A 12,806-nucleotide genomic window follows, 5' to 3' on the forward strand; every position below is an offset into this window, starting at 1 on the left:
CTTAAGATCCTGTCTATGAATAATTTCAAGCACTTCTGCTTTTGAAGAAGAAGCAGCCAGTTTGGCAATGTTTTCTTCATCAACCAGCATTTCGCTAAGCGCTTGAATAACCTCAATGTGTGTATCTGAATCCTTTGCAGCTAATGTTAATAAGACATTGGCAGGCCCCATATCAGACCCAAAATCCACCGGGTTAGAAAAGACATGAATACCAAGTCCAGTCTTTAGTACACCTGCTTCTGGGCGGGCATGAGGCATAGCAATACCTGGACAAAGAACGTAATAAGGTCCATTATCATGCGTTGACTGAATGATCGCGTCTGCGTAGTTATCGGTAACGTAGCCCTTATCTTGTAGGTAACGAGTCGTTTCCTTAACTGCATCTTCCCACTTGTATTCAGAGTGGTTAATAACATCAATTAGGTCGTGGTCAATAAGGTCATAAAGCATAATATATCCCAGTTATTCTTTGTTCGTTTTTGTTGGGATTATTATCAATGGAAGTAGAAGAATAGAGAAATGGCAACAAAGTGAGATCCAGGTCACTTAAATATCAGAGTCAAACGATTAGTTATTCTCTACCTCTCATATTTATCATGAAATTTAATTACAATTTTATTATTAACAACAAGTCAATAGTTTAAATTTGATGGCAAGCCCAATTATAGGATTTAAATAAGATTACACAAACGTGATAAAGATCTATTTATACGTATTGACCAAGTATTAATTGTGATGATGGTTACATTTAATTTGGGCGTTTGGGTAATGTTAAGCGCTAAGATCAGTGACCAAGATCCCGTATGAAATACAAACACCACCACTTTGTAAGTGAGTAACACCTCGTTCACGCACCTATTCAGATCTGCCTCATATTGGATAATTTGGTTATCATTGGTTCAGATACGGAAAAGCCCAAAGTTATTAGCTTTGGGCTTTTCTTCTAGCGACTGTGGTTGATTACAACCGAGTGATACGACAACCGAGTCTTACAGCGTCATATGCAGAATTGGAAATGGTTTTCCCATATCATCAAGTGGTGAGCGTGATTCTACTTTAAACCCCATGTGCTGATAGAAACCTACCGCTTGTGGGTTTTGCTCATTAACGTCAACTTTGGTGGCTGCTAACTGCTCAATCGCATGTTGCAACAGCACCGTACCTACGCCTTGCCCTCGAACTTCATTCAAAACGAAAAGCATCTCGACTTTTGCATCATGGACACCCACGAAGCCAACTATCGAACCACTTTCATTTTTAACGCATTTCAAAGAAACCGCAGGGAACGCATGTTCCATGATGATAGGTTTAAAAAACTCAATATCTTCTTCTGTAATAAAGTCATGAGTTGCTCGGACCGAATTCTCCCAAACCTTAAGCATTTCTGCATAATCTTCAGGAAGCACATTTTCTATAGTCATAATTTTCTCTAGATTAAATTGAATATAAACATGTGCAGCCGCGAGCCAGTAGTCTATCAATGGTTAGGAAAACAAAACAACCGCCTTCTCTATACCATTTACTCGCTTCGCTAGCCCTATTAATCGGGCATTACCACAATACCCATGGTTTCAAGCAGTTGCTCTTGCTGCCAAGCAACGATTTTAATCCCCGATGTGTCTACCTTGCGAGGATCTAACCCTTCTAATTCAGCATGGCATAAATTAGCACCTTGCATACTGAATTGCCCCCATACATCTTCCGAGAACACACCTCGGCTAAGATCAGACTCTTTCAGTGACGCGCCGCCAAGGTAAGTGCCTATCCAACGGTTCTCAAACAGCTCACATTTCTCTAAACAAGCTTGTTCAAAATTGGCGTATGACAGATTACAGCCCGTAATATACGCAGAGCAAAAGTACATTCTATTGCTTACCTGATTGGCAAAGTTAGCGCGAGTAAAGTTCGCCCCTTTCAGGTCGCATTCACGTAGCTCAATCCCATAGCAATTGGCGTTACTAAAATTGGCCATCGCCAACTGGCAGTTCTGGAAACTTGCATCTCGTAAGTCTGCAATATCAAAGTGGCATCCCTCAATATCACCTTGTTCGATGAACTTACAATTAATAAACGTTGCGTCACGTAAGTTCGAACGTCTGAAATCACAACGGATAAACGTACAGGCTGTAAATGTAAGCTCTGATAAGTCTTGCTGAGCAAAATTGTGGTGATGATAAGTGCTGTTATTGGTGTCCATTTAGCCCCCTAAAGAAATTAATCTAAGACTATCATTGCGATCTCAAGAAAACACCAAATTAAAAACCAACAAAAACAGCAACTTAAAACACCCCAATTTAGCCATTTTAAGGCACCAAACAAGCCCTATAAGGTTGTTATTTTCGTTTTATAGCATGCGCTTATCTTGAAAAAAGTTTTATCGCTTAGAAGTGTAAGCAAGAGAAAAATCAATTTGACTAAACGAGTCAATTATTGACCGTGTCCTAACGCGCTAGACTGGACGGTTGGTATGTTGCTGGTTACACTATTCCTCATTCTCAGCATAAAGAGTAAGAACAATGAAAGACATGCGACAAGCTATGCTCGATGCAGGGTTTAGCCTTATTAATGAACACGGGTTTGCTGGTGTTGGCCTGATGAAAATCATCAACCAAGCGGAAGGCACGAAGGGTTCTTTTTACCACTACTTTAAATCCAAAGAACACTTTGGTGAGATCCTGCTTACTAACTACTTTGATGAGCATCTCGCTAAGCTGGACGACTTTTTAAGTGATGAGTCGCTTTCTCGCCGTGATCGCGTTAAAGCCTATTTCGAGTTTTGGTGTGCATCGAAACTGACTGAAGACTTCAATATCCAATGTCTTGTCGTAAAACTGGCAGGAGAAGTATCTGGGTCTGCTAACCCGTTACAGTCCACAATGGCAGTAGGCGCAGAAAAGATCATCCTGCGTATGGCGAAGCTATTTGAAGAAGGCAATGAGACCGGTGACTTCACGATCGCAGAGCCCGAATCGCTGTCTCGAATGCTTTATGGCCTATGGCTAGGCTCAACGCTCATGGCCGCCATGCAGCGTAACCGTTCGATTCTAAACAATGCCATGGAAGAGACTCTTCTCGCCATGAGCCCAGCCCAAAAATCGGCTGACTAGATATAATATACCCGTTACCAAAAACCAAAAACCAAAAGGCTCGCATAATTTATGCGAGCCTTCTATCTTACTGTAAATTTTGATTAAATCGATTCACGCTTACTCCGTTACCCAAGATGAGACGGAATATTATTAGCTTTGAGTAAGCCCTTAATAATAGGGTCGACATGCTTGAAGAAGCTCAGCCATCCTTCACAGAGATAATTTAACCCAGCCTCACCATCTCGGCTTTTGATGATGCGGTTTTTTGGGCACTCGCCATGGCATGCAAATTTAAACTCACAGGTTTGGCATTGTTTCGGCAGAGACTTCTGTTTGGCGAACCCAAAACTCTGCTGCTTTGGCGAGAAGGCTAAAGTTGAAAGTGCTTGTTCCTGAATATTACCTAGCTGAAATTCAGGAAAGACATAATGGTCACATGAATAAACATCGCCATTAGGCTCAACCGCTAACCCTTTTCCGCAGATCTCACTCAAGGTACACATGGTGCTTTCTCTGCCCATCCACACTCCGACAAAATTTTCAAAGTACGGCACTAATACCCGACCAAAATCGTGCTCAATCCACTCGTCAAAAATGGTAGTGAGGAATTCTCCCCATTGCACTGAATCGACACTCCAAGCTTCAACCTCGCCTGATACGGGAATGATCGCTTGTTGGTTGCTCAACCATTTATTGTTGGTGTGAGCTTCGCGCTTATCGACCACAGGAATAAACTGCAATTGCTTCGAACCCACTTCATCGCGTAGAAAGCGATAAACCTCTAGTGGATATTTACCTGTCACATCATTCACGCAGCTTAGGGTCGCGAACTCGACGTTATGTTGTTTCAAGTAGCGAATGCCACGCATTGTTTGAGAAAAAGTGCCTTTGCCTGCACGGTTGGTTCGGTAGTGATTATGTAGGTGCTCTGGTCCATCAATACTCACGCCAATGATAAAGTCATTGTTCTTGAAGAACTCGCACCACGCATCATTCAATAACGTGCCATTGGTTTGAAGGTCATTGCTGATCTTGCTGTAACTAGGACAATATTTTTTCTGCAGCTCGACGACCTTTTGAAAGTACTCAATCCCCAACAAGGTAGGCTCTCCACCATGCCAAGAAAAGATGATTTCAGGCGTGTTCTGCCCATCTATGTACTGTTTGATATAACGCTCTAACAGGACTTCATCCATCGTATATTGAGAGCCTTTTGGGTATTCAAGCAGCTGCTGTTTTTCTAAGTAATAACAGTAGGTGCAACTGATATTACACACCGCCCCAATCGGTTTTGCTAACGCCTGAAGTTTGCTGTGTGCTTTGCCATTGAACTGCGGAACTGAACTCAAATTTGATAGCGATAATGTCGTCATGAAGAGTGCCTCGATGTAAAAGTTATTGTATTAGCCAAAACAATTCGTAATTCCTTTACACGGTGTTCATCGGCCAACCAAGCTTGATGGCATTAGGTTGGCTGAGTGGTTTTTTCCTCTATTTCACGTTTTCAAACGGGTTCCACGCTTCGTCAACCGGGACGATATTTTGCGCTTTTTCGTATTCTTGATATTCAGCGACCATTTCAAGGAACAGATCTGGCATTTCATTTCTCAAGTCATGTTGCTCAGCTGGATCTTTCTTGGTGTTGTATAAGTGCCACTCACTGTCACCGCCCATTCCCGTAGAAATTCGGATGATCTTATGATCACCTTTAAGCAGAATTCCGCTACCAAACAATTCAAATGGAATCGCATTGTTGGCACTGTGCACGTCTGCCGTTTCCCCTTTGAAGTAAGGCAACAAGCTCACACCACTCATCGGCGCCACTTCTCGACCTTGATATTCGGTTCCTGGATGATCGACCTCTGCAATCTCAAGAATCGTGGCTGCAATGTCCTTCACTTGGGATAAGTCGTCTGTCTGAGTTCCCGGTTGCAACGCATCTTCACCGTCTAAAAGCGCTTTGGCTGGCTTAACGATAAATGGCACACGGATACCGCCCTCTGCTGTGTAAGCTTTGTACCAAGATAGGCCACCGGTTGAAGCGCTTGCCCACTCCGGACCAAGTGACACACTGGAGTTCGCCTTACCCAAGTTTTCAGTCGAATTATCGAAATGATGAGCAGTCCACGTTCGGATCAAATCACTGATATTTTCACCGGTAATATCCGCCGCTTCTGGGCCGTTATCCGCTAGGTACATGATGTAAGTATTATCGTATTCGCCGATTTCTTTCAGGTAATCGACTATCTGGCCGACTTGTTGGTCCTGCATTTCCATCATGCCCATCGCGACAGCCATTTTCTTGCCATACCACTTTTGTTCTTTTTCAGAGAGCGAGTCCCAAGGTCGGCTTAATGCGTTACGATCTGAAATATCGGCGTCTTTTGGAATCACACCCATCTCTTTCATGCGTTGGAAACGATCTTCTCGAACCGAGTCCCAACCATGTTCAACGTAGTAATCGACTTTATCTTGATAGGCTGACTCAGGCGCTTGCAGTGGCAGGTGAATACCTGTGAATGGAACGTAGGCAAAGAAAGGCTTGCCGTCGTCTTTCTTGCTGTCGATCATCTTGATGATCTCGTTGGTGTAAACTTGGTCTGAGTACTCGCCTTTGTATTTATCCTCAACCACCTGGCCGTTGCGGTAAGTTGGCTCAACTTCGACGCCGGGAATATCGCCTTTTTGCAACGCATCCGCTGTCGCGGCATTTTTGGCCGGGAACATCATATCTCGATTAAAGTGATTCGATCCGCCCGCTAAGATACCGTAACTCTCACCAAAACCTCGATCATCAGGTAGGAAGCCATCCTCGTGCCCCAAATGCCATTTACCAGAGAGGTAAGTGTTATAGCCGCTCTCTTCAAGCAACGTGGCGACCGTAACCCCTTTCTTGGTGAGGTAACCTTCATAACCCGGCTTACCAATAGCGCCCGGATAGACGGCATAATCAAAGGTGCCTAGCCCAACCTCGTGACTGTTTGCTCCGGTTAGCATCATAGAGCGCGTTACCGATGAGGTTGGTGACGCGTGAAAGTTAGTAAACTTAACCCCCTCTTCAGCCAGCGCCATTAGGTTTGGTGTATTGGCTTCTGAGCCATAAGGCTGAGTATCGGCAAAGCCAACATCATCGCCAACAATAACAACAATATTCGGTTTTTCTGATTCAGCCGCCAGAGCAGCACTGCTTGCCGCAGCCATTGCAGTGAACACTAAAGATTTCTTGAATGTCTGCATAAGACGTTCTCCAATTTCTGTGATTAACTTGTTTCAGTAATTAACTTTTCTGCGAGTAACTTTTCTGCGAATAACTTTTTCTGAGGTTAACCTTTCTGTGATTAACCTGAGTTAGGATCTGAATTAATGCGCGGCTTGCGACATCCAATGTAATAAGTCGAGCGCAGGGTCATACTCTTGAGCTGCTGCCATGCCAATCCAGGTGACAGCTTCCGCTTGGCTGGCTTGAACGCCACTTCCAGAGATATACATCAACCCAAGCTGTGTTTGAGCTTCAGGGCTACCGTTATTGGCTGCGGTGACAAACCACTCCGCGGCTTTTTCATCATTCTGTTCTACGCCCTCTCCGCTCAGATATAAGTAAGCGACAGAGAGCTGGGCTTCCAATTGCCCTTGGTAAGCTTCATCCAACAGTTGCACGACGTCTTGATGCTGCTGCGATTGATCCATGGTGGCTTCATTCTCAAAGCTCTCGCTTCCAAAGCTTGCCTTGGCAAAAAACAGAACAACCAAAACACCCGCCAAAATCACGGTAGTTAAACGTTTATTGAGCATTTATTTCCTCCTCGGGAATAAAGGTCACGACGTCCCTGTTGAATGAATTAGGTGAAAAGTAGGAATGGCGCGATGATGCACAAGCTTGATAGCAATACGTTTTCGATTTTCATAATTGTCTCTCGAGTAATGATTGTTGAGTGAATCAGGGACTGAATTAAATGGTCATAACATTCAGTCGATTAAGACAGAGACTTAAATCGCTTTCTCTATGATGGTTTCAATCGTCTGTTTCGAGATTGGGTAGAACTGAAAACAGATGTCTTTTTCAATCGCTTCTGCAATGTTGCTCTTCTCTTGCGCATCAAAGTCCCAGCTGCTGAAACGCTTCATCGCACCGACACTGGTTTGGAAGTTGTTTAAGAAATCCAACACTCTCTGGTAAACCATCTCATCGGTTCCCGTAGTGTCGACCGAGAAAGCTTGAGCTAACTTCGCCGCATTTGGCATATAAAATTCCGGCAGCGCTTCAATCACAACCGGCATCAGTACCGTGTTGGCATCGCCATGTGGAATGTGGCTAATCGCACCAAAGGCATGGGCGCAGTTATGAATCGGAATCCCGCCCAAAGACGAATAAAATGCAGAGATCGCCATAGTGCTCGCTTGAAGAAGGTTGCCGCGCGCGGTTAGGTTTTCTGGTTCTTTCAATGCCAAGGGTAAGTTTTCAACAATCAATTTTGCAGCCTGAATGCCGTAAGCGTCTGTGAATGCATTACTCATTGGCGAGACAATCGCTTCAACGGCGTGTGTTAGTGCATCCATAGCGGTAGAACGAGTAAGGTGAGCTGGCAGCTTAGTGGTCACCGTTGGATCAAGGATTGCGATATCAGCTTCCAATCCAGACGCGACTAGACTTGCTTTGATGTTTTCATGTTCATTGTAAAAAACAGCAATCGGAGAGGCTTCTGCGCCCGTACCAGCCGTTGTCGGAACCGCAATGTGGGGCACTCGAATATCTTCATTGTTTGGCCACACATCCATATGACCGCCACCCGCAATCACGGTGCGAATGTCATCTATCTTCTTATGAAATGCGTATTTCACACCTTTAGAAGCATCAATTACGCTGCCGCCGCCAACAGACAAGATCGCATCAGCATTGACGCTGTTTGCAAACTCAATTGCTGCGTTGATGTTGTCGCAAGTCGCGTCTGGCGCGATATCGGTGTACACACCAACAAGCTGAACCGCTTGTTCATTACCTGGCTGGTTCACCTTTTCGTTTACAAACAACGCCGAGAACTGCTCAACAAAACCAAGAGACTCCAAGCCTTTATCAGAAAAGAGCACGACTCTTTGCGCACCTAAGCGACCAAAAAGAGAAGGGATATTTTCAATGCCATTCTCTTGAGCATGAACAATGGTTTTAAGTTGAAAGTTAAAATTATTGGTTGTCATGATATTTACCTCATTTCTAGTTGATGACTAAACAATAACCAATACAAACCGGTCGGTCTATAGCGTTAATGTCAAAGATATGTCAATTAAGATCTTTATGGATCATTGCCCCAAAACGAAAAAAGCCCGCAAATGCGGGCTGTAGTAATAAGTAAGCTAGTGAGTGATCATTAAATAAGTGTCATTGACTCACCATGAGCAACTCATTAACTCATTAACTCATTAACTATTAACTATTAACTATTAACGAAGATGAGCTGGCACCTTGCTTTTGTCTCTAGTGAGGTAGTAATACAGGTAAACTAAAGAGTAGACAGTCACAAATCCATCGAGCGCAAACACACCGCTCCAACCATAAAACCACTCATAATCGTTGATACACACGTTGTATAAGAATATGCCCACAAACATCGACTTCTCAAATGCACTGTAGATCATGGTCGAAGTACGCAGCGATTTGTACTTCGCCGAGAACATCAACAACACACCAATACAGCCAACCATGACTCCCCAGTGTTGATAGGTACCCATAAGATACTCTTTGTTCACCATCATCGTATCGTTGTACGAGAACAGCGTTCGCATACTCCAATCAGGCGCAAGGAAAGTAGAGAAAGCGGTTGCGGTTAAGAATCCTGTAACCATCAAATACGCTTTCATCGTTCGTTCAAAAAATCGTTCCAACATAAAAATAACCTCTTAAAATAACGTCGTAAAAATAATTTCTTATAAATAACTTCTTGTAGATAAATTGGGTGATGACAGAAATGATTTACTTGCCAAGCATGCTCATCACTGCGGTCTTTAATTCGTTGTCTTCTTTTGAAAACAGATGCTTAACTCGATGATCTAAGCCTGTTTCCAAGACGGTTTTTGCATGGGAGAAAGTAAGGAAACCTTCTTTGCCGTGATAGTTGCCCTGACCAGATTCACCAATGCCACCAAACGGCGCGTCATCAACTGCTAAATGGAAAACACAGTCATTGATACACATTCCTCCGGAATGAACTTGGTGTTTAACCTGAGCTTGTAAGCTCAAATCAAAGCTCATTAGATAGAGCGCCAACGGCCTTGGTTTGCTATTGATGACTTGGAACACCTCTTCGATATTGCGATAAGTAATCAAGGGTAATAGTGGGCCGAAAATCTCTTCGTTCATCACCTTAGATGACAGGCTTGGTTCAACAATCAGGTGCGTCACCAAACGGTGGTTATCTAAGTCCATCGCTTCGTCATGGCAAGCGACGGTTCGCGTTCCTGCTTGTTGCTCTTCATTCAACAAGCCGACAATACGATCGCATTGACGAGGATTGATTAGGGACGTCAAACTCTCGGAATAGACCCCTTCATCGAACAGCAATTGGTACTGTTTTTTATACTCTTGAATGAAAGATTCAACTTTCCCTTCGGGTAGCAATACATAGTCAGGAGCCACACACACCTGCCCGTTATTGAGGCTCTTACCATAAATGATTCGCTCAACCGCGATATCAATTGGCATGTCTTCTGCAACGATAACCGGTGACTTACCACCTAGCTCTAGCGTGACTGGAGTTAGCGTGTCAGCCGCAGACCTCATCACTTGGCGACCCACTTGGGTTGACCCCGTAAACAGAAGATGATCAAACGGCAACGCCGAAAATGCGGCTGCGATCTCTACCTCACCTTCAACCAAGCACACCTCATCGGATTGGAAGACTTCCGCCAATAGCGCTCTTAATACTTGGTTCGTCGCTGGGGTAAATTCACTCATCTTGATCATGGCGCGATTGCCCGCAGCCAACGCCGAAATAAGCGGGCCGACGGATAACATGACCGGAAAGTTCCACGGAGCAATGATCCCGACAACGCCTTTGGGTTGATAAACCACTTCAACACGAGAGGTTGAAAGCAATGGGCCAGAATGACGAATTGAAGATGTCGACCAATGAGGCAAACATTCAATGCTGTGATCAATATTTCCGATACAAGGCAATATGTCAGCCATCAAAGTGTCTTGTCGGCTACGGTGACCATAGTCCTCACTCACGGCTACACACAAACGATCTGTGTAATCGATTAGCGCAGATTTAAGTGCGAGCAGATGCTCAATTCTCTCCGATATCGCTGGCATCGGTTTCTGTGCAAAAGCTCCCTGCATGCTGTTCAACGTCATGGTCATTTGTGTTGGCGTCAATTCGTGTTTCATACATCACCTCGTGGTTAAGATGAGCACACAATAATATACAACAGACCGGTCGGTCTAGTGTTTTATTGTCAGAGAATCGTCAATGGAGTTTTGATGACAATCCAATGAGGCGGCTACAAACGGGGCAAAAAGTCAGGGGAATTTAAAATAAGAAGGCGTAACTAACACGCAAGGCAAATAGAGATTTTAAATGGCAGGATCAAAAATGGCCGCTTAGTGCGACCATTTGACAATTATTTAAGTTGTTGTTCTAAATAACAATTTATAAATAAGGTTAGCTCTTGGCTACGTTTGCAATGCCTTCAAGTTGAAGTACTGGAGCGGCGTCGATGTCTTCTGCGTTCATCATTGATGATACTCGCTGCATTGAAGAAAGCAGTAAGCTTTGCTCCCACGGCTCTAGGTTTTGGAATTTTTTAACGAAGTTATCTTGCAGCGGTGGCGGCGCATTGTTTAGCAACTCTTGACCTTTTTCAGTCAGGTTTGCGTGTACTTTGCGTCGGTCTGACGAGCTGCGAACACGTTGTACATAGCCATTCAGTTCCAAGCGATCGATGATCGTGGTTGTGGTGGCTTGGCTTACATTGGTGTGATTAGACAATTCTTTGATCGTCACATTACCCATTTCTTGGATTGCTCTCATTAAGATTAATTGAGGGCCAGTCAAACCATACTCTTTACTCAGCTTTTTCGAGTGTAAATCGATAGCGCGAATAATTTGGCGAATAGCGACCAGGATTTCGTCATGTTTGTCCAAGATGCAGACCTTTGTACTAATATACTGTGAATGGTTTTACAGCGTCGAAGCGATGATATGTCCTGATTATTTACGTCAGGTGAGCTCGAATTACACTGTAAATTGATAAATTACTTCATTGATTTTTCCGCATTGTACTGATGTTCATACTATTCTCAATCTTTTCTATACCACTAAACTTGCGTGGTACGGCACTTTTACTTAATGAAGGGGAAATGCAAGCTTCAATGAAGGTAAAAATAGTGAGTCAGAGAATACAAGTTCAAACAATAATATATTTTAATAATCATAGAGGTAGAGAGACTTAACCCTCTCCACCTAATAAAAAAACAGCCCTAATCGCCAAGCTGGAAAACGAAATTTTACGCGGCTGTATTCATCTGAAAATTACCCGTTAGTGCGTTGTAAAACTCGCTGTTATCCAGAATACCGACCAGTTGATTGTCTTCCACCAGCAAAATCGGGTGGTTACTGATCTGCTTGAGCTTAATCGCATCACGCATGCCAATTTCCGGGCTTGCCACAACTACACTCGACTCGCTGATTGCAGTTAAGTCGTCAGATTCACTCCACTCGACAAGCGCCAAAGCAGATTCACCTTTCACCGATAAAGCACCTTCACTCTGTTCAATCCAGAGATCTTTAGAATCGCAGATCTTCCAGCTTTCATTCTCTTGCGTTAGTGAATCAAGAGGCTGCATCAAAGAGCGACCTTTAAGCACATTCAATGGATTGGTATGAGCAACGAAGTCTTTTACGTATTCTGTTTTTGGCGTCAATACGATCTCTTCAGGCTTACCGTGTTGAATCAGCTTTCCTGACTCCATGATCGCGATGTTGTTACCAATCTTCAGTGCTTCATCTAGGTCGTGACTCACGAACAAAATCGTTTTGTTGAGTTTGCTTTGCAGTGTGATCAGTTCATCTTGCAACTGAGCACGAATCAGTGGATCAAGCGCCGAAAACGGTTCATCCATAAGAAGAATGTCGGTATCCATCGCAAAGGCACGCGCTAGACCAACACGTTGCTGCATACCGCCAGAAAGCTCATGCGGATACTTGGTTTCCCACTCTGCCAAACCCACCATTTCAAGTTGTTCACGCGCTTTAGCACGACGAACATCTTTGGCTACGCCTTGCATTTCTAGACCAAACGCCACGTTATCTAACACGTTTAGCCAAGGCATTAGGGCAAATTTTTGGAACACCATAGAAACGCGGTGAGTACGAAGATGACGCAAGGTCGCTTCGTCGCACTGTTCACCTAAATCAACCTGCTTGTCTCCATCTTTGATCGCCAATGAGCCACGGCTGATCTCATTCAGGCCGTTAACTGCGCGAAGCAAAGATGATTTACCAGAACCAGACAACCCCATCAGCACACAAATCTCGCCTTCTTCAACGGTCAGCGACACATTATCTACGCCAACCACTTGGCCAGTCTCATCAATGATCTCTTGGCGAGTTTTACCTTGGTCGAGTAGCTCAAGCGCTTGTTTCGATTTATTACCAAACACAACATCGAGATTCTTAATGGTAATCGCGTCCATTGTCTTTTTTTCCTGAGAGTTAGACATGA

The 12,806-nt window shown here is 44.0% G+C and carries 12 protein-coding genes; 1 reads left to right on the forward strand and 11 read right to left on the reverse strand.

Going from position 1 to position 12,806, the window contains the following annotated elements; all coding sequences use genetic code 11:
- From AB4558_RS09425 to AB4558_RS09435, 3 genes are all read right to left on the reverse strand, one after another.
- On the reverse strand, positions 1-450 hold a 450-nt coding region (locus tag AB4558_RS09425), incomplete at its 3' end, for a PTS sugar transporter subunit IIA (RefSeq protein ID WP_372158717.1).
- A gap of 539 nt (positions 451-989) precedes the next feature.
- Positions 990-1,421, reverse strand: a complete 432-nt coding sequence (locus AB4558_RS09430) for a GNAT family N-acetyltransferase (RefSeq protein WP_017065189.1) — start codon at positions 1,419-1,421, stop codon at positions 990-992.
- 119 nt (positions 1,422-1,540) lie between these two features.
- A complete protein-coding gene (locus AB4558_RS09435) occupies positions 1,541-2,197 on the reverse strand; it encodes a QnrS family quinolone resistance pentapeptide repeat protein (RefSeq protein WP_017095792.1) in 657 nt (218 codons plus the stop codon).
- Between the two features lie 319 nt (positions 2,198-2,516).
- Here AB4558_RS09435 and AB4558_RS09440 point away from each other — a divergent pair, with 319 nt between their 5' ends.
- Complete coding sequence (locus AB4558_RS09440; RefSeq protein WP_017082845.1) at positions 2,517-3,107, forward strand: TetR/AcrR family transcriptional regulator; 591 nt, start codon at positions 2,517-2,519, stop codon at positions 3,105-3,107.
- 107 nt (positions 3,108-3,214) lie between these two features.
- Here AB4558_RS09440 and AB4558_RS09445 read toward each other — a convergent pair whose 3' ends face one another.
- The 8 genes from AB4558_RS09445 to choV form a co-directional block, all read right to left on the reverse strand.
- Complete coding sequence (locus tag AB4558_RS09445; protein WP_372075052.1) at positions 3,215-4,462, reverse strand: anaerobic sulfatase maturase; 1,248 nt, start codon at positions 4,460-4,462, stop codon at positions 3,215-3,217.
- Positions 4,463-4,580: 118 nt separating this feature from the next.
- Positions 4,581-6,326, reverse strand: a complete 1,746-nt coding sequence (locus AB4558_RS09450) for an arylsulfatase (RefSeq protein WP_372075051.1) — start codon at positions 6,324-6,326, stop codon at positions 4,581-4,583.
- 123 nt (positions 6,327-6,449) lie between these two features.
- Positions 6,450-6,881: a tetratricopeptide repeat protein gene (locus AB4558_RS09455; protein ID WP_372075050.1), complete on the reverse strand. Its 432-nt coding sequence runs from the start codon at positions 6,879-6,881 to the stop codon at positions 6,450-6,452.
- 195 nt (positions 6,882-7,076) lie between these two features.
- Complete coding sequence (locus tag AB4558_RS09460) at positions 7,077-8,282, reverse strand: iron-containing alcohol dehydrogenase (protein WP_372075049.1); 1,206 nt, start codon at positions 8,280-8,282, stop codon at positions 7,077-7,079.
- A 243-nt stretch (positions 8,283-8,525) separates the two neighbouring features.
- Entirely contained in the window at positions 8,526-8,969 is a 444-nt protein-coding gene (locus AB4558_RS09465; RefSeq protein WP_137001585.1) for a hypothetical protein, read from the reverse strand.
- Positions 8,970-9,054: 85 nt separating this feature from the next.
- Positions 9,055-10,470: a coniferyl aldehyde dehydrogenase gene (locus AB4558_RS09470; RefSeq protein WP_137001586.1), complete on the reverse strand. Its 1,416-nt coding sequence runs from the start codon at positions 10,468-10,470 to the stop codon at positions 9,055-9,057.
- Between the two features lie 274 nt (positions 10,471-10,744).
- On the reverse strand, positions 10,745-11,227 hold the full coding sequence (locus tag AB4558_RS09475) for a MarR family winged helix-turn-helix transcriptional regulator (protein ID WP_017061075.1): 483 nt from the start codon (positions 11,225-11,227) through the stop codon (positions 10,745-10,747).
- A 362-nt stretch (positions 11,228-11,589) separates the two neighbouring features.
- Positions 11,590-12,804, reverse strand: a complete 1,215-nt coding sequence (choV, locus tag AB4558_RS09480) for a choline ABC transporter ATP-binding protein (protein WP_372073350.1) — start codon at positions 12,802-12,804, stop codon at positions 11,590-11,592.
- Positions 12,805-12,806: the final 2 nt, after the last annotated feature.

The sequence above is a fragment of the Vibrio sp. 10N.222.51.C5 genome (genome assembly GCF_041474575.1).
GTDB lineage: Bacteria > Pseudomonadota > Gammaproteobacteria > Enterobacterales > Vibrionaceae > Vibrio > Vibrio crassostreae_C.